We start from the raw sequence: 17,927 nt of genomic DNA, 5'->3' as shown, positions 1-17,927 counted from the left end.
CCGTAGCAGGGCTTGATTTGTCAGACACGACCTACTCCGAAGGCCGTGCCACGCGGCAGGCGCCGCTTCACGTCAGGCCCTGGAGGGCCGCTGTCTCTGGGAGCTGTCGGCCGCGAGCGGGAGACCGCGCAGCGACAGAGCACTCGGCGGAGGTAGGGCCCCGTGAGCCGCCTCGGCGCGGAACGACTGGAGCAGGTACGCCACCAGGCGCCGGGACGCAGCACTGTCACGCGGCAGCGCGGTGACCAGACCGCAGTGCGACAACAGGGCCACGGCGAGGTCGGAAGGGTGGAAATCGGCCCGCAGCGCGCCCACTGCCTGGGCTCTGCGGACCAGGGTCATGAGGTCCCGCTCCGCCCGTTCTCGGGCCTGCGCGTGTTCCACCGTCCTGTCCGGGAAGGCCGCGACGAACGCGGCCGAGAACCCCTGTTCCTCCCGCTGAAGCTCGCAGGCCGTCTCGACCAGCCGCTGGAAGCCCCGCCAGGGGTCGGGGTCGGCCAGCGCCTCGGTGAGCGCTCGGGCGCAGGTCTCCATCTGCTGCGCGAACGCGGCCCGGACCAGGGCGTCCCGGGTCGGAAAACGCCGGTACAGCGTCGCTACGCCGACCCCGGCCCGTCGGGCCACGGTCGCCATGGGCGCGTCGATCCCGTGCTCGGCGAAGACCGCACGGGCGGCGACGAGGATGCGCCCCCGGTTGCGCCGGGCGTCGGCCCGCAGCCCCGGGCCCGCGATCCGAGAGGATTCCTCCACCACTGTCTCTCACCTCCGGTCCAAACGGACGGTGCCGTCCGTTTAAGAGCCTACGCTCGGGGCCAGATCCCCGTACGGCCACTGGTGGCGAAGGTGAGAACGATGGACGACCGCACGATGAGAGCAGTACTTTTCGACCGCTTCGGCGGCCCCGAGGTGCTGTACGTGGGCCGGGTACCACGCCCCGAACCGGCGCTCGGCGAGGTACTCGTGCGGGTGCGCGCGTTCAGCGTCAACGGCGGCGAACTTGCGGCCCGTTCCGGCAGCCTCCGTCTCTTCACCGGACAGAAGTTCCCGCAACGCGTCGGGTTGGACTTCACCGGCGAGGTTGCCGCGCTCGGCGCCGGCGCGACGGACGTCGCGGTCGGCGACCGTGTGTGGGGCACGGTGGGCCGTACCGGATTCGGCAGCGCCGCCGAGTACGTGACAGTCCGGGCCGAGCGGCTCGGCCGGGTCCCGGACGGACTGGATCTGGTGGCAGCCGCCGCGCTGCCGGTGGCAACCACGGCCATCACGGCGCTGCGCGACAAGGCCAGGCTGCGCCCCGGCGAACGACTGCTCGTACGGGGCGCAGCGGGTGGCGTCGGCAACGCCGCCGTCCAGCTCGGACAGGCATATGGTGCCGAGGTCACGGCCCTGGCCCGCGCCGCCAACCTCGACTTCGTCCGCACGCTCGGCGCCCACCACGCCATCGACCACCGGGCCGTCCCGCCGAGGGAACTGGGCCTGTTCGACGTGGTCCTCGACACCGCGGGCACCGACCTGCGGGCCTTCCGGCGCCTGCTGACGCCCGGCGGACGCATGGTCACCATCGCCTTCGACGTGACACGGCCCGCCGCCTCACTCGGCTACATCGCCGCCAGCGCCGTACACGGACGCGGCCGGGTGCGCTTCTTCAGCGGCAACCCCACGCGGGCGCTCTTCGACGACCTCGCCCGCCAGGTGGCGGAGGGGGGACTGCGCCCTGCGGTGGACAGGTACTTCCCGCTGGAGGAGACAGCGGAGGCCCACCGGGCGCTGGAGGCGGGCGGGGTACGGGGCAAGTACGTGGTCAGGGTCGACTGAGCGACGGCACCCGATCCCGCCCGGGCGACGGGGCAAAGTTTGACGGGGAGGGAACTAGCTCCGGCCGAGGCGGGGAACCGCGTCGAGGAGCGAGCGGGTGTAGGCGTCCGAGGGCGCCTTCACCAGCTCCTCGGTCGGCCCCGCCTCGACCAGCCTGCCCCGGTGCATCACCGCGACCACGTCGGAGACGTACCGCACCACGGCCAGGTTGTGTGAGATGAACAGCATCGACAGCCCGATCTCCTCGCGCAGCGAGCGGATCAGGTTGAGCACCGCGCCCTGGACGGAGACGTCCAGGGCGGAGGTGATCTCGTCGGCGATCAGCAGCGCCGGCCGGACGCCGAGCGCGCGGGCGATCGCCACCCGCTGCCGCTGGCCCCCGGACAGCTCGCGCGGGTAGCGCTCCGCGAGTGCTACGGGCAGGGACACCAGGGTCAGCAGCCGCTCCACCTCCGCCTGGCGGGCGGCCCGCGGCAGGCGCAGGCCCTCGGCGACCGACGCGCCGATGGTCATGCGCGGGTCGAGGGAGGTGAGCGGGTCCTGGAACACCATCTGCACCCGGCTCGGGTCCACCCCCTCGATGACCCCCGTGTACGGCACCAGCCCGCTCACCGCACGCGCGAGCGTGGACTTGCCCGACCCGGACTCGCCCACCAGGCCGACGATCGCGCCGTCCGGGATCTCCAGGGTCACGTCGTCCACGGCGGTGAAGGCGCCGAACCGGACGGTCAGGTTCTTGATGATCACTTGGCCTCCCAGCAGGCGACGCGGTGCCCCGCGCGGTACGGGATCAGGGGCGGCAGCTCGGCGCACTTGGCGCTCGCCAGCTCGCAGCGGTCCGCGAAGGCGCATCCGCTGGGCACCTCCGCCGGCGAGGGCTGGCGGCCGGGGATGCTCGCCAGCGGCAGCGACCTGTCGGTCTCCATGTCGGGCAGCGAGGCGACCAGCGCCCGCGTGTAGGGGTGCGCGGCGCCCGAGGCCAGTTCCTCGACCGGCAGCTCCTCGACCACCCGGCCCGCGTACATCACCACGACGCGGTGGCACAGTTCGCCGATGACGGCGATGTCGTGGGAGATGAACAGGGTGGCCGCGCCGGTCTCGTCGGTCACCTCGCGCAGCAACCGGAGGATCTCCCGCTGCACGGTCACGTCGAGAGCGGTGGTCGGCTCGTCGGCGATGATCAGCCGGGGCGCGCCCATCAGGCCCATGGCGATGACGGCGCGCTGCCGCATGCCGCCGGACAGTTCGTGCGGGTGTTGCCGCGCCCGCGCGGCGGGCTCCGGGATGCGTACGTGCTCCAGCCGGTCCACCGCGCGGGCGAAGGCCTCGGCCCGGCTCGCGCCCTGGTGGACGGTCGCCACCTCGGCGAGCTGCCCGCCGACCTTCAGCGCCGGGTTGAGCGCGGCCATCGGGTCCTGGAAGACCATCGCCAGGGACGTGCCGAGCAGCTTGCGGCACTCGGCCTCCGGCAGCTCGCGGACGTCGGCGCCGCACATCCGCAGCCGGCCGGCGCTCACCTCTCCCGGGTACGGCACCAGCCCGCCGATCGCCGCGGCGGTCAGGCTCTTGCCGCTGCCGGACTCGCCCACCAGGCCGACGATCTCGCCCGGCGCGACGGTCAGCGAGAGCCCGCGCACCGGCGTGACGCCGCCGGGGAAGGTGACGGTCAGGTCCCGCACCTCCAGGACGGCGTCCGGGTCGGGCTCGCCGAGCTCGCCCGCCTCGGGTACGGCTCGCCCGGCGGCCGCATCGGTGGGCGTGGCCCGGCGCGACGCCGCCCGCGCCAGGACGTCTCCCAGCAGGTTGAACCCGATGCCCGCGAGCGCGATCGCGGCGGCCGGGCCGAGGGCGACGGCCGGGGTGGCGTAGATCCGGCCGAAGCCGTCGAAGAGCAGCCGTCCCCAGTCGAACGACGGCGGCTGCACGCCGAGACCGAGGAAGGACATCCCGGCGAGCGCGAGAAGAGCGTTGCCCAGCGCCTGGGTGAGGTTGAGGATGAGCGGCTCGGCGATGTTGGGCAGGACGTGTCTCGTCATGACACGCCACCGCGAGACGCCGAGCATGCGGGCGACCGCCACGTAGTCGGCCCCGGCGACGGAGGCCGCGAGCGTCTGGGTGATCCGGGCGAAGCCGGGGGCGATGGCGGCACCGATGCCGAGCACGGCACCGCGCGCGCCGAGCCCCGCGATCACCGCGGTGAACATCGCGAGCAACAGGCCGGGGAACGCGACCAGCGCGTTGACCGTACCGGTGACCAGGCGCGCGGCCCGGCGCGGCAGCACCGAGGGAAGCGCGCCGAGGATGACGCCGGCCGTCGCGCCGATGAGTGTGGCGATCATGGCGAGGGTGAGCGAGAGCCGCCCGGCGACCAGCACCCGGGCGAGGATGTCGCGGCCCAGGTTGTCGGTGCCGAGCGGGTGCGCGGCCGAGGATCCCTGGAGGATGACCGCGGAGTCGATCCGCTCGGCCTCCGCTCCCCAGATCAGCGGCCCGGCGATCGCCAGGATCACCATGAGCGTGACCAGGAGGGTCCCGGCGATCCCGGCGGGGGTCCGCAGCAGGTGACGCATCAGGTCTCCTTCAGCTTGGAGGTGGGATCGAGCACGCCGAGCAGCAGGTCGACGAGCAGGTTCACCACCAGCACGATCGCGCCGTAGACGAGGATCACGCCCTGGGCCACCGGATAGTCCTTCTGGGTGATGGACTCCACGACCCGCAGCCCCAGGCCCGGCCAGGCGAAGACGTACTCGACGAGCACGCTCCCGGCGATCAGCGCGCCGAGCAGCAGACCGCCCACGGTCAGCGTCGCGGTGAGCGTGTTGGGCAGGACGTGCCGGAAGTACAGCCGGGCGGCGGGCAGCCGCTTGGCCCGGGCCAGCCGGACGTAGTCCATGCCCAGTTCACGCAGGGTCTCCACCCGGGAGATACGGGCGATCATCGCCGTCGGCGAGATGGCCAGGGACAGGATCGGCAGGACGTAGGACACGGGTCCCGCCTTGCCCGCGGGAGGAAACCAGCGGAGTCCGATCGCGAACACGGTGACCAGGGCGATCGAGTAGAGGAACTCGGGCACGGCGATGGCCGCGCCGGTCGCCGAGGTGAAGGTCGCCTCGGTGCCCCTGTTGCGGCCGTTCTCGGTGCGGATCGCGGCCCACATGCCGAGCGGTACGGCCACGAGCAGGGCCACGGCGGTCGCGAGCAGGGCGAGCCCGAGGGTGTTGGGGAGCCGGGAGGCGATGATCTCCCGGACCGGCTCCCCGCTGAGGAACGACGTGCCGAAGTCCCCGCGGAACACGTTGCCCACATAGGACAGGAGCTGGGACAGGATCGGCTCGTCCAGCCCGAGCGCCGCACGCCTGGCGGCGACCAGTTCGACCGGCGCGGCCGGGCCGAGCGAGGCGCGTACGGGGTCGCCCGGGATCAGGTGCATCATCGCGAAGGACGCGACGAGCAGCACGGCCAGGGAGACGACGAACCGGACGACGCGCCGCAGCACGAACCCGCCACGGACCCGGCCGAGTGCCCGGCCGGCGAGCATCCGCCGACCGGCCCGCCCGCCCTCGGCGGTCGGGCCGGCGGCGGACGGGCGCAGAGACTCCGCCATTCAGCCCGCCTCGGTCATCCGGATCGTGGTCGGTGCGACCGAGCCCGCCACTATGCTGAACTTCGCGTTCTTGCTGGCGACCAGCACGGTGTCCTCCACGACCGGCACCAGGTCGGCGTCCTCGAACAGCGCGGACTCCGACTCCAGCCAGAGCTTGCAGCCCTCCTCGCCCGGCTTGCCGACGGCCTCGGTCACGAGCTTCTGGTAGCGGTCGTTGGCCAGGTGGGCGAAGTTGGCGCCCTTCGGCGCGGCCGGGCCGGACAGGAACCCTTCGAGCTGCGTGGGCAGCGTGACGCCGATCGGCAGCCAGACGACGTCCCAGTCCTGGGTGGCGGTCAGCGACTCCGACAGTTTGGTGTCGATGACGCCGTTCAGCGTGGCATCGGCGCCCGCCTTCTTCCACGCCGCCGCGAGGTATTCGGCCGCGGCCTGCACGCCCGCGCCCTTGGTGGTGCCGTAGAGCAGGCGCAGGGTCAGTTTGCGCCCGTCCTTGACGCGGACGCCGTCGGGGCCGGCCTTCCACCCGGCGGCGTCCAGCGCGGCGGACGCGGCGGCCTCGTCGAAGGCCGGGACATGACCGGTGACGCTGTCGCCCGGGCAGGGCCGCGGGTCCATCACCAGCCCGGTGGCGGGGCGGCCGGTGCCGCTCGAGGAGATGCCGGCGAGTTCCTTGAGGTTGACCGCCTGGGTGAGCGCCTTGCGCACCGCCGGGTCCTTGGCGGGCCGGTCCTCGCCCTGGTGGTAGAAGAACTGCCCGTTGCCCGCCGAGATGACCAGCTTGCCGATGCCCGGGGTCGCCTCGAGCCGCGCGCGGTCCGCGCCGTAGATGACCGCGCCGTTGATGTCACCGGAGATCAGCAGGTTGGCCGCGGTCTGCTCGTTCGGCACGACCTTCAGCACGATCTTGTCGGGCTGACCGGATTCCTTGGTGGTGGCTCCGCCGGGTCCCCAGGCGTAGTCCTTGCGCACCTGGAACGTGTAGTGGTCGCTGGGAGCCGCCTCGGTCAGCGTGTACGGCCCGGAACCCGAGGTGCCGCGGGCGAGGACCGAGCGGTCCTTTGCCCCCTTGCCGCAGACGACGAAGATCTGCGGGGCGTTCTCCAGGATGAAGCTGAACGGTTTCGGCGTGGAGAGTGTCACCGTTCCCGCCGCGTCGTCCGCTTCGGCCTTCATGCCGACGGGGACGGTCACACCGTTGAGCGGTGACTTCGTGGCGGGATCGGTGATGTGGTTGACGCTGCCGGCCACGTCCGAGGGGGTGAGCGGGGACCCGTCGGAGCAGGTGACGTCCTTGCGGAGGGTGAAGGTGACCGCGTCGGGTTTGACGTCCCATTTCTCGGCCAGCCCAGGGACGATCTTTCCATCGGGCCCGTAGTAGACGAGCGTGTCGTACGCGAACGACAGCACGCTGTTGGTCACAGAGAGCACGGCCATGGCCGGGTCGAGCGCGCCCGGATCGGCGCGGATCGAAAAGGTGAAGGTGCCGCCGTCGGCGGTCCGGCCGGACCCGGTGTCCGTGCTACCGCCGCATGCGGCGGCGAACAGGCTGAGTGCGCCGATCACGGCCGCCGCTCGTGTGTTTCTCATCGGGGCTCCTGGAAGCTGGGGAGATGCCCCACATTCGCCGGTTCCGGGCGAACCTTCTTCGTTGCTCCGGACGAAAAGCGGGTGATCTCTCGTGCTAAGCGCCGAAGATGCGCATCTGGAGCATCACCGCCAGCCGCGCCTCGGGATCGGCCAGGTCCAGCCCGCTGATCTGGACCAGCCGCTTGAGCCGGTACCGGAAGGTGTTGGCGTGCACGTGGATCTTGGCCGACGCGGCGTTCACGTCGCCGAAGGCGTCCAGGTACGCCCGCAGGGTGCTGACCAGTTCGCTGCCGTGCCGGGCGTCGTGCTCCAGGAGCCGCTCGTAGGGCCCGGTCGGCGTCTGCTCCTCGGCGTGGACCAGGTCCGAGACCTGGAGCAGCAGCGATTCGAAATGCACGCCTGTGTAGCCGGCGACCGCCCCGGACGTGCTCCGGGCGCGCAGCACCCTCAGCGCCCGGTCGGCGTCGGCTCGCGACCGGGACACCTCGGCCAGGTTGCGCGCCATGCGTCCCACACCGATGTTGGCCGCATGCCGGGGACCGACCCGGGCGAGGAAACTCTCCGCGACCCGGACCGCCCGGGCCTCCTCGTCTCCGCTCCCGTGCATCGGCAGCACGGCGTAGGCGACCGACCCGACCAGCGCGGCGGCGGCCTTGGGGTGGATGGCGCCGACGTGCAGGGCGAGCGCGTCGCAGAACCGCTGCCGGTCGCTCTCCCGGCGGGCCGCGTCGGCGTCGGGGCCGTCGCCGAGCTGGGCGGCGAGCACGCACAGGCGCTCGCTGGCCACGCCGAGCCGGCCCGCGGCCTCGGCGGCGTCCCCGCCGCCCGCCAGCACGGTGGACAGCAGGTCGGCGCGGAGCCGTCGCCGCGTGTCGGCCCCGGCCCGCTGGCGCAGCAACTGCAGGGCGACGATCTTGGCGGCGTCGGCGAGCGCCTGCCGGCGCTGCCCGCTCAGCGGCTCGCGCACCGCCGCCCAGATGGAGCCGAGGATCTCGTCCCCGGAGCGAACGGCGACGGCGGCCCGGTTGATGCTGTCCTCGTCCAGCTCGATGTAGATCGGCTCGCGGTTCTGGTAGAGCTGCCGGAAGAACCCACGTTCCTCCAGCATCCGCCGGTACCGTTCCGGCACCTGGCGGCCGAGCACGGTCTCGACCCGGCCCGGGTCGGCCTCGTCCTGCCGCCCCGAGTACGCCAGCACGCGGGAGGACCGGTCCTCGATGGTGATCGGCGCGTCGAGCAGCGCGCACACGGCGTTGGCCAGCGAGAACAGGTCGTCGATCGGGGTCTCCCCCGGCTCGGCGAGGTCGCCCTCGGCCAGCAGTGCGCGCAGCAACGCGGCCACCTGCGCCCAGGAGGCGGCCCGGGTGAGCCCCAGCACCGCCACCCCGGTCTCGCGGACCTTCGCGTGGACGCGGCCGTCCACGTCCACCGGCTGCTTGACGACGACACCCGCCGCCGGGCCCGCCGCGTCGAGCAGGGCGCATATCTGCTCGGCGCGATCGACCCCGACGGCGAGCACGATGCTCCCCGCGGGCAGGAGCGGCTCGTCGAGCGGATCGTAGATGTGGACTCCGGTGACCTCGGCGTCGAGGAGGTCACCCTCCGCGGCGGCAACGTCCAGGACGGTGCTGCCGAGGTCCTCCAGGATGCGGCGCAGGCTCGCGCGGGGCCGATCACTCATCCGCTCACGATAGTGAACATAAACCGACATTATTCGCGGAGGTGCCCAATTGCCATGCGGGCCGCCCGGCCGATCGCCGCGTCCGCCTGGGGCAGCCGGAACCCGAGCGAGTCCGTCCGGAGGTAAACCGCGGCGGCGTAGCGCCGCCCGTCCGGAAATTCCACGACACCGGCCTCGTTGCGCACGCCCGGGAGGGTGCCGGTCTTGCCGGAGACCTTCACCTCGTCGCCGAACCCGGAGGAGAGGCGGTGCGGCCAGACCTGGTTGCCCATGATCTTCCGTACCTCCGCGCACGCCTCCGCCGGACCGGCCTCATCCCGCCAGATCTTGCTCAGCAGGCTCGTGGTCTCACGGGGCGTCCCCGAGGTCGTCCGCTCCGGGTCGAGCACCGACAGCGCCCGCATCCGCTCCTCGGACACTCCGGAGAGATCCTCCTCGGAGACGTTCTCGACGGAGAGACCGAGCTCGATCACCATGCTGCCCAGCAGTTCGGCGCAGCCGCCGATCAGGCGCGTACGCCCGAGGCCGAGCTCGCGCAGCGTGGCGTGCAGGTTGTCCAGCCCGACCCGCCGCAGCAGCACGTCGGTGGCCGCGTTGTCGCTCATGGTCATCATGAAGTGGGCCAGGTCGCGCAAGGTCAGCGAGACGTCGTCGGCGCACCCGGAGGTGCCGATGCCTCCGTCCTTGTCGGCCGTCGTGACGGTGAGCCGCTCGGTGCGATCCAGGGTCCCCGCCGCCGCCTGCCTGGCGTACTCCAGCACTACAGGGATCTTGAACACCGAGGCGAGCACGACCGGCGCGTCGGGGTTGAGTCCGATTTCGGCGGAGCCGTCGACTTCGCGGACGTGGACGAAGCCCTCCACGTCCGCGTCGTCGAACACCTCCTTCAGGAGGTCACGCACGGCGCAGCGCCCGGCTGTTGTGAATGTAGGCGGCCCGGCCGTCCTCGACCACGAAGGTGACCGTCGGGTGCACGCCCTCCTCCGCCTCCGTCGCGATGAAGGTGTCACCGTCCAAGTGGACGTAGCGGGTGGTGACCCGTTCGCCGCCCACCTGCGCCATGAACTCGCCGGGGATCACGGTGACGTCCAGGCCGCCGTCCACCTCGGCAACCTCGTACGACATCGCCGGGCCGTCGTACCTTCCCGGGTACGGGGTGAGGTCCACCGGCCGCGGCGACGCGGGCGGGACGGGCATGTCGGGAACGGGAAGCCCGGTGGCCTCCCGGATCAGCGGCAGGGCCACGTCGGTGAGCAGGCCCATGTAGCCGGGGCCGTTCCCGCTCATCGCGATGGCGAAGTCCGCGCCGGGCACGATCCGCCAGAACGTGCTCTGCCCGATGGTGCCGCCGTCGTGGCCGAAGACCTCGCCGCCCCAGTCGAACAGCTCGAACCCGAGCCCCCAGCGGCCGGCGAGCATCCCGGCGACCCCGGGCACCTCCACCTGTGTGGTCCGCATCGCGGCGACCGCCTCCTCCGACAACACCCGGGTGCCGTCCTCGGCCACTCCCCCGGCCAGGAACATCCGGCCGAAGCGGACCAGCTCGCGCGGGGCCAGGCACATCGTGGAGCCGGCCGGAGCGTTGGAGCGCGGCATCTGCCACGAGGGGAAGACGGTGCCCTCGGGGCCGACGTGTCCGGCCGACGCCCGGAAGAGGATGGCCTCGTCGGCGAACAACGCGCCGTGGGTGACGCCGAGCGGCTTCAGCAGGCGCTCGCGCATCGCCTCCTCCCACGTGGTGCCCCGCACCCGCGCGACCAGCGCGCCCAGGACGCAGTAGCCCGCGTTGCAGTACGAGAACAGGGCGCCCGGCTCGTGCACGTGACCGGCGCCGTGCAGGAAGGCCACGAACTTGTCCAGGCAGTCGTCGCCGCGCCCGGTGTCCTCGAACAGGTCGCCGTCGAAGCCGCCCGTGTGGGTGAGCAGGTGCCGGACGGTGATGCTCTTCTCCGCGCCGTCGGCGACGGCGAACTCGGGCAGGTAGTCGCGGACCGGCCGGTCCAGCTCGACCAGCCCCTCGTCCACGAGCTGCATGACCAGGGCGGCGGTCCAGACCTTGGTGGTGGAGCCGACCTGGAAGACGCTGTCGGGGGTGGCCTCCACGCCGGTGTTCCGGTTCACCACCCCGGTGGCCACCTCGACGAGCTCGCCGCCCGTCCAGACGGCGAGCGCGGCGCCGGGCACTCCGTGCCGGCGGGCCGCCTCGTCGAAACGCTTCTGCAGATCCTCACGCATGCCGGCTCCTCAGGCGGTCTTGGGCGTGGCGCGCACGCCGAGGTGGACGTAACGCGAACCGTCGGCGAGCTCGTAGAAGACCGCCGAGGTCCACTGCGGCTCCCCTTCGGGACGGCCGACGAAGGTGGTGTCGTTCACCGGGACGAGGTCGAACTCCATCGGCGGCTGCAGCCCGGCGAGGGCGCCGGTGGGCTCGCCGTACAGCGAGAGCCGTCCGTCGCCGGCCGTCAGCGTCAGCCGGACGCCGGCCCGCTCGTACACGCCGGCGTACCGCTCGACGTCGGTCTCGTACGGCTCGGCCGGGGGGCCGAGCACGGGCGGCACGGCCAGGCCGAGCAGCTCGTCGAACAGCTCGGTGGCCAGGGCGTGCTGGAAGGCGGCGGTGTGGCCGCCGTTGGCCAGCACGCACACCACCGTCTCGGTCTCGGGGACCACCCAGAGCATGGCGGCCTGGCCGATGGTGTTGCCTCCGTGGGAGATGATCCGGCGGCCCTGCCACTCGTCCAGGATCCAGCCGAGGCCCCACTGCTTGCCGAGCGTGTGCGGGTTGGGGATGTCCACCTGGGGCTCCCACATCGCCCGCGGGTCGGCGAGCAGCTCGGTGCCGAGGTGCGCCCGCGCGAAGGCGACGACGTCCGCGGGCCGGGCGCAGATCAGTCCCGCCGGGCCGCAGGACCGCATCAGGCCCCAGGTGGGAACCGGCCGGCCGCCCATGTGGCCGATCGCGCCGCGGAAGCGCAGCACGTCTTCCGGCAGGGTCCAGGTGTGGGTCAGGCCGAGCGGCTCGATGATCTGCTCGCGCAGCGCGGCGTCCCAGACCTTGCCCGTGAGGCGCTCGATGACGCGCCCGGCGATGATGAACCCGGAGTTGCAGTACGACTGCGTGGCGCCGAGCGGATGGTTCTGCGCCAGGTCGGCGCACGCCTGCACGTACTTCTCCACGCAGTCGTCACCGCGGCCCGTGTCGAGGAACAGGTCGCCGTCGATGCCGGAGGTGTGCGTGAGCAGGTGCCGGATCGTGACGGTCTTGGTCACCTCGGGGTCGGCGACCCGGAACTCCGGCAGCACCTCGGCGACCGGGGTCTCGAGCGTCAGCTCGCCCCGCTCGACGAGGAGCATGATCTGCGTGGCGGTCCACACCTTGGTGACCGAGCCGATCTGGAAGAGGGAGTCGGTGGTCACCTCCACCCCGGTGTCCGTGTTGAGCACGCCGGCCGCGAACTCGTGCACCTCACCCTCGTGCAGGAAGGCCAGGTTCGCGCCGGGAACCTCGAACTGGGTGATCAGCTCGGCGAGACGGGAGTGCCAGCGACCGGGATCCACTGCTGCAGCCACTCGACGATCCTTTCGTTGTAGTCCACCCGGTGGGACGGGCGGCCGTTGAGGATGAACAGATGAGAGCCGCCCGGATAGCGGACCAGCCGGACCGGCACGCCCTGCTCGCGCAGGGCGGCGAACCACTGCTCGGCCTGGCCGACCGGGCACCGGTCGTCGGCGTCGCCGTGCAGGAGCAGCGTGGGCGTGGTCACCTGGGCGACGTGCGTCATCGGTGACTGTGCGGTGATGTCGCCCCGGCACTCGTACGCCTTGAGAAGGTGCCCCGCGTCCGAGGTTCCGGCCATGCTGACCAGGTCGCTGACGCACCCACCGGGGATGGCCGCCTTGAACCGGCCGGTCTGCGTCGACAGCCAGCAGGACATGTAGCCGCCGTAGCTGTAGCCGGTGACCGCGAGCCGTTCGGGGTCGGCGATCCCCTCGTCGACCAGCTCGTCGATCGGGTTCAGGAAGTCGCCGGTGTCGGCGATGCCCCAGGCGCCCACCGCGGCCGTGTAGAACGCCTCGCCGTACCCGTCGCTGGCCCGCGGGTTCATGGTGAGCACGGTCCAGCCGCGCGCGGCGAGCACCTGGTGGTAGAGGTGGGCCCCGTCGAACACCGGCGCCCAGGCGTTGTGCGGGCCGCCGTGCGCGTCCAGCAGGAGCGGCCCCGGCCCGGTGAGCGTCTCGTCCCGCAGCACGAACCCCTCCACGGGAGTCCCGTCGGGCGCGGTGAAGGTACGGCGCTTCGGCGTGAACAGTTCGACGTCGTGGAGCGCGTAGTCGGTGAGCCGTGTCGTTGCCGTGCCGTCCCGGCCGTCACCCGGGAGCGCGTCGAGGTCGGCGAGGTAGACGTCACCCGCGCTGTACGGCGTCGACGCGACATAGGCGATCCGGCCGCCCGCCGCGCTGACGCCCGACACCACCTGGTCGCCGCCGACGATCTTCTCGCCGGGGGCGCGATAGACGTGGGTGCAGCCGCCGTCCCGGGCGCAGAAGATCAGCTCGTCGCCCGCCTGCTGGGGGACGGCGCCCGGATAGCCGGGGGCGCCCACCATGATGTTGCGGTCGAGCCCCGTCTTGATCTCCACGAGGCCGTCCGGGCCGAGCTCGAACATGCGGGTGTGGCCCACCGGGTCGCCGGCGTTCCCGGCGACGATCAGCCGCTCGCCCAGCCACCAGGCCCCGCCGCAGATCACGTCGGCGCCGGTGAGCCGCTCGGGCTCGCCGCCGGAGGCGTCCACCGCGTAGACGGCGCCGCCGGCGACCAGGTCACGGTCGGCCTCCATGTTCGCGGTGAACGCGAGCCGCCGGCCGTCCGGCGACCAGGAGGGCTCGCCCGCGAAGAAGTCGCCAGAGGTGACCTGCCGGGTGTCCCCCGTCTCGACCTCCACCACGAAGACGTGCAGGGTGAGGCCGCGCAGCAGGCCGGTGCCGTCGGCCTTGTATTCCAGGCTGTCGGCCACGACCGGGGCGTGCGGGTCGACCTCGCCGCACGGCGCGCTGTACGCGATGGAACGCCCGTCGGGCGACCAGACCGCGGGGCCCGCGCCGAGGGACGCGGCGGTGAGGACGCGGGGCTCGCCCCCCTCCATGGGGAGCAGGTGAAGCTGCGGCTTCCCGTCCACGGGGCGCAGGAAGGCGAGTGAGCGCCCGTCGGGCGACCAGCGCGGGGAGGAGTCGTGCGGGCCGCCCGTCAGGCGCCGTGGCGCGCCACCGGCAGCGACGAGCCAGATCTCGGAGCGGTTCTCATCGGACTCCCGGTCGGCGGTCGTGACCGTGTACGCCACGGTGTTCCCGTCCGGGCGCAGCCGGGGGTCTCCCGGAACCGCGATTCGATAGATGTCGCTGAGGGAGAGGCGAGACATGCCCGAACCATAGGCAGCGGTGCGCCTCGCTTCATCGGCCTCCAGGACGAATCCAGCTCGATCCGTTGTGCCGTTCTCCAACCCCGCATGGCGCGCGGCCGGTCGGGCGCGTGGACGCGGCAGGCCTCCCTTCCCAGGGGTGGTTCAGGCGGGGGTCGCGGGCCGTTCCGGGGGTGCGCCCGTCCGGTCGTGGGACTGGAGCTCGGTGAGGTGGGCGGCGATGGCGTCGATCGTCGGGTGGTCCCAGGCCAGCGTCGGCTCGACCAGCAGGCCGGTGGCCTCTTCGACATCGACGCACAGGCTGAGCGCGTGGATCGATTCCAGCCCGTAGGTGCGGAGCTTGACCCTGGGATCGATCTCGGCGGGTGGCAGCTGGAGGTAGTGAGCTATCCGCTCGGTAAGCCATCGGTGCACGTCACGGTCGGGCACGGTCTCTCCTGGGTCGGATTTGTGACACGTTCATGAGCGGACCCGCAGCAGATCGTGCACCGCGGGTTCCAACTCGGCGTGCAGCGGCGTGAGCCTCCCGCCGCGGAAGAGCTCCCGCATGTACCGGCGGCGCAGCTTGCCGCTGGTGGTCTGCCGCACTCCGCCACGGGCTACCAGCATCAGACTGAGCGGGATGCCGAACTCTCTCGTCACCAGGTCCATGACCCGGTCGGCCGTTTCGCTGAGGACCACCGGATCTCCGTGGCGGACCTCCTGGATCAGGACGACGTGTTCCCTGCCGTCCGGCCGGCGGATGCCGAAGGCGGCGCTCCGTCCTCCGGCGGAGTTCGCCCGGGAGGCCGCCTCCTCCAGGTCCTGGGGGTAGAGATTGCGGCCGTTGACGATGATGACGTCCTTGATCCGCCCGGTCACGTAGAGCTGTCCGTCCAGGAGAAAGCCCAGGTCACCGGTGCGCAGCCAGCGGCCCCCACCCGCGCGGAAGGTGGCGCGGGTCTCCTCGGGACGGCCGCGGTAGCCGAGGGCCACGCTCGGGCCCGCCACCCAGATCTCCCCGATCCCGCCGTCGGGCACGGGGGCGCAACCCTCCGGGTCGACGATCCGCAGGTCGAGCCCGGCGACCGGGCCGCACGCCACCAGGGGAACTCCGTCGGGGTCGGCGATCGCCTGATGCTGTTCCAGCGCGGAGGCGGCGAACCTGCGGACCGTCACGCCCTGCCCTCGCGGCACGCAGGCGACCATCAGGGTGCACTCGGCCAGGCCGTAACCGGGATTCCAGGTGGTCGGGCGGAAGCCGGCGGGCCCGAATCTGCGCTCGAAGTCGGCGAGCGTGGCGGCTTTGATCGGCTCAGCTCCGCTGAGGGCCATGCCCAACGTGGACAGGTCCAGCCCGGCGAGCTGCTCATCGGTGATCCTGCGGGTGCACCAGGAGTATCCGAAATCCGGGGACACGGTCCAGTCCGCGCCGTACCGGCTGATCAGCTCCAGCCAGCGCACCGGCCCCGCGACGAACGCGTTCGGCGACATGAACACCAGGTCGGCACCCGCGTAGAGCGCGTGCAGCTGGAGGCCGACCAAGCCCATGTCGTGGTAGTGGGGCAGCCAGCCGGCCAGCCGCCGTGGCGGTTCCGCTCCCGCCAGGGACAGGAACGACTCAAGGTTGTGCAGCAGGTTGCCGTGTGACACCTCGACTCCGCGCGGATCGCTCGTCGAGCCGGAGGTGTACTGCAGGTACGCGATGGTGTCGGGGCGCAGATCCGGCGCGGTCCAGGCGTCGGGATCGGCGGAGGGGGCGACGACGCGGGCCGAGAGGCCGGACAGCTGGGACACGTGTGCGGGATCGGTCAGGACCAGGTGCGCCCCCGAGTCCCGCAGCAGCGCCGCTACGCGGCTCGAGTGCGGTGCGCCCGCGTCCGGCAAAGGCGCGGGGATCGCCGGGACCCGGGCGTAGAGGCAGCCGAGGAACGCGACGGTGAAGTCGAGCCCGGCCGGATAGAGCAGCAGCGCCGGCCGGTCGGTCATGCCGCGTTCGGTGAGCCACACGGCGACGGCGCGGGCCCGCCGATCCAGTTCGGCGAAAGTGAGCCGGGCCGGCTCCCCGTTGTCCTGCACGAAGACCAGTTCCCGGTCGCCGCTGAGGCGGCCCCGTACCTGCGTGACGAAATCGGTCATTCCGGTAACCCCTCACGGACGTACCACGAGACCAACCGGTCGAGGACCGCGGGAGTGACGGCCGGCGGGGCCGCCCGGTCGCGCCACTCGAAGTCGTAGTGATGCCGGAAGTAGGTCGCGGTGTACTTGGCTCGCATGTTGACCACCGCCTCGAAGCGGTTGAACGGCTCGTCCCGGATCTGCTCGGGCGTGGCCGGGACCAGCTCGATCGGCAGCCGAGCGTTGATCACCTCGAACAGGTCCCCGACGGGCACGGTCTCCCCGTTCACCACGTGGAAGACCGGACGATCGAGATCCGCGGCGGCGAGCGGAAGCAGCCGGGAGACCGTCGTGTCGATGGGCGTCAGGTGGAGGTTGGCGTCCGGATGGCACGGCAGGCGGACCCGTTCACCGGGCGTGCGCCGGGCGAAGAAGGCCATCACGCGGAGGAAGTCGTACAGGCCGTAGTCGGTCAGCGCGCGGCCGGTCCGGGAGTGGCCGACCATCACGCCCAGCCGGGCCGTCAGGACGGCACCCTCCTGGACGGACCGCGACCGGGCCAGCGCGATCTCCGCCTCGCGTTTGGAGTATTCGTAGAAATTCCGGAATCGGTCCGGCGGCGCGTGCGCGGGCCAGTCCTCGGGAACGGGACCTTCGGTGTCGTGCCCGCACTGGTAGGCCGTTCCGATGTAGATGTAGCGCGACCCCGGACGGGCCCGCCGCTCGTAGGTGGCCAGAACGTTCGCGGAACCCGCCACGTTCACGTTCATGAGTTCCTCCTCGCGGCGGGGGAAGAACGTGACGAGCGCGGCGGTGTGCCAGTAGGTGCAGGGCTCGGCGAAGACCTCGGCCACCGGCAGGCCGAGGTCCGGCTCGTTCAACGCCAGCCTCCGCACCCGGAGCCGGCCCGCCAGGGACTCCTCGAAGCCGAGGCAGCGCAGCGCGTCCGCGACCCGGCGGCGCACCACCTCCGCGGAGGCGCGGGCCAGGGCGATCACTTCGTCACCCCGGGCCAGCAGGGCGCCGATCAGATGGGAACCCACGAATCCGTTGGCTCCGTCGACCACCTGAACATTCACCAAGGAACCTTCCCACAAGCGGCAACAAACAGTAAAGTAACCGGCACTCAACGTAGTCGAAGCGGGAGGCTCCATGCTCAACGACCTGCAGCTACGCAAGATGGCCCATCTCTTCGCACTCCTGGACGTGGACGACGACGGAGCCATCGACAAGATGGACTACTCCGCCTCGGCCGACCGGCTGGTGAACGCGTTCGGGTTCGCGCCGGGCTCGCCCGAGTCGCAGCGGGTCCGGGCCCGGTACGCGCGTCTGTGGGACGAGGTGACGCTTCCCACGGACACCAACGGCGACGAGCGGGTCGATCTGACCGAGTTCACGGCCGGATTCGACCGGTTCGTCACACAGCCCGAGGAGGGCTACCTCCGGCATATCGCGCCGGTCGCCGACGCCTTCTACGACCTGATGGACACCGACGGAGACGGGCGGATCACCCGGACCGAGTATCTCCGCATGGCCGGAAGCGCGTTCCGCATGTCTGAGCCGAACAGCCTCTCCGCGTTCGAGCGCCTCGACCTGGACGGCAACGGCTCACTGAGCAGGCAGGAGCTGCACAGGGCGAACGAGCAGTTCTTCCGCAGCCCTGACGCGCAGGCCCCGGGCAACTGGCTGTTCGGCCCGCTCCCGCCGCGGATCTGAACGACGGCGG

General features: G+C 71.9%; 15 protein-coding genes. 2 read left to right on the top strand and 13 right to left on the bottom strand.

Features of this window, described 5'->3' with window-relative positions:
* Positions 1 to 72: 72 nt before the first annotated feature.
* Positions 73 to 750, bottom strand: a complete 678-nt coding sequence (locus tag ACQP1V_RS18140) for a TetR/AcrR family transcriptional regulator (protein WP_433424500.1) — start codon at positions 748 to 750, stop codon at positions 73 to 75.
* 102 nt (positions 751 to 852) lie between these two features.
* Here ACQP1V_RS18140 and ACQP1V_RS18135 point away from each other — a divergent pair, with 102 nt between their 5' ends.
* Positions 853 to 1,815: an NAD(P)-dependent alcohol dehydrogenase gene (locus ACQP1V_RS18135; protein ID WP_433424498.1), complete on the top strand. Its 963-nt coding sequence runs from the start codon at positions 853 to 855 to the stop codon at positions 1,813 to 1,815.
* Positions 1,816 to 1,869: 54 nt separating this feature from the next.
* Here ACQP1V_RS18135 and ACQP1V_RS18130 read toward each other — a convergent pair whose 3' ends face one another.
* From ACQP1V_RS18130 to ACQP1V_RS18075, 12 genes are all read right to left on the bottom strand, one after another.
* Positions 1,870 to 2,562: an ABC transporter ATP-binding protein gene (locus ACQP1V_RS18130; protein ID WP_433424495.1), complete on the bottom strand. Its 693-nt coding sequence runs from the start codon at positions 2,560 to 2,562 to the stop codon at positions 1,870 to 1,872.
* Positions 2,559 to 4,385: a dipeptide/oligopeptide/nickel ABC transporter permease/ATP-binding protein gene (locus ACQP1V_RS18125; protein WP_433424492.1), complete on the bottom strand. Its 1,827-nt coding sequence runs from the start codon at positions 4,383 to 4,385 to the stop codon at positions 2,559 to 2,561. The genes ACQP1V_RS18130 and ACQP1V_RS18125 overlap by 4 nt, the downstream gene beginning before the upstream one ends.
* Positions 4,385 to 5,419, bottom strand: coding sequence for an ABC transporter permease (locus ACQP1V_RS18120; RefSeq protein ID WP_433424489.1), 1,035 nt, complete (start codon positions 5,417 to 5,419; stop codon positions 4,385 to 4,387). The genes ACQP1V_RS18125 and ACQP1V_RS18120 overlap by 1 nt, the downstream gene beginning before the upstream one ends.
* Positions 5,420 to 7,006, bottom strand: coding sequence for an ABC transporter substrate-binding protein (locus ACQP1V_RS18115; protein ID WP_433424486.1), 1,587 nt, complete (start codon positions 7,004 to 7,006; stop codon positions 5,420 to 5,422). It abuts the gene before it with no gap.
* Between the two features lie 94 nt (positions 7,007 to 7,100).
* Positions 7,101 to 8,687 (bottom strand): PucR family transcriptional regulator, encoded by a 1,587-nt coding sequence (locus ACQP1V_RS18110; RefSeq protein WP_433424483.1) that lies wholly within the window; start codon positions 8,685 to 8,687, stop codon positions 7,101 to 7,103.
* A gap of 29 nt (positions 8,688 to 8,716) precedes the next feature.
* Positions 8,717 to 9,589, bottom strand: coding sequence for a serine hydrolase (locus ACQP1V_RS18105; protein WP_433424480.1), 873 nt, complete (start codon positions 9,587 to 9,589; stop codon positions 8,717 to 8,719).
* Complete coding sequence (locus ACQP1V_RS18100) at positions 9,582 to 10,922, bottom strand: serine hydrolase domain-containing protein (protein ID WP_433424477.1); 1,341 nt, start codon at positions 10,920 to 10,922, stop codon at positions 9,582 to 9,584. The genes ACQP1V_RS18105 and ACQP1V_RS18100 overlap by 8 nt, the downstream gene beginning before the upstream one ends.
* A gap of 9 nt (positions 10,923 to 10,931) precedes the next feature.
* A complete protein-coding gene (locus ACQP1V_RS18095) occupies positions 10,932 to 12,257 on the bottom strand; it encodes a serine hydrolase domain-containing protein (RefSeq protein ID WP_433424474.1) in 1,326 nt (441 codons plus the stop codon).
* Positions 12,206 to 14,104, bottom strand: coding sequence for a S9 family peptidase (locus ACQP1V_RS18090; protein WP_433424471.1), 1,899 nt, complete (start codon positions 14,102 to 14,104; stop codon positions 12,206 to 12,208). Before ACQP1V_RS18090 ends, ACQP1V_RS18095 begins: the two co-directional genes overlap by 52 nt.
* Before the next feature lie 144 nt (positions 14,105 to 14,248).
* On the bottom strand, positions 14,249 to 14,533 hold the full coding sequence (locus ACQP1V_RS18085) for an acyl carrier protein (RefSeq protein ID WP_387410951.1): 285 nt from the start codon (positions 14,531 to 14,533) through the stop codon (positions 14,249 to 14,251).
* 30 nt (positions 14,534 to 14,563) lie between these two features.
* Positions 14,564 to 16,222, bottom strand: a complete 1,659-nt coding sequence (locus ACQP1V_RS18080; RefSeq protein ID WP_433424467.1) for a fatty acyl-AMP ligase — start codon at positions 16,220 to 16,222, stop codon at positions 14,564 to 14,566.
* Entirely contained in the window at positions 16,219 to 17,280 is a 1,062-nt protein-coding gene (locus tag ACQP1V_RS18075; RefSeq protein ID WP_433424464.1) for an SDR family oxidoreductase, read from the bottom strand. The genes ACQP1V_RS18080 and ACQP1V_RS18075 overlap by 4 nt, the downstream gene beginning before the upstream one ends.
* A 73-nt stretch (positions 17,281 to 17,353) precedes the next feature.
* On the opposite strand from ACQP1V_RS18075, the gene ACQP1V_RS18070 reads away from it, so the two are divergent.
* Positions 17,354 to 17,917, top strand: a complete 564-nt coding sequence (locus tag ACQP1V_RS18070; RefSeq protein ID WP_433424461.1) for an EF-hand domain-containing protein — start codon at positions 17,354 to 17,356, stop codon at positions 17,915 to 17,917.
* The last annotated feature ends 10 nt before the right edge of the window (positions 17,918 to 17,927 follow it).

This window comes from Microtetraspora malaysiensis (assembly GCF_050947145.1).
GTDB classification, from domain to species: domain Bacteria; phylum Actinomycetota; class Actinomycetes; order Streptosporangiales; family Streptosporangiaceae; genus Microtetraspora_A; species Microtetraspora_A malaysiensis.
Note: the sequence above shows the minus strand (reverse complement) of the source record. Positions and strands in the feature narration are given on the sequence as shown.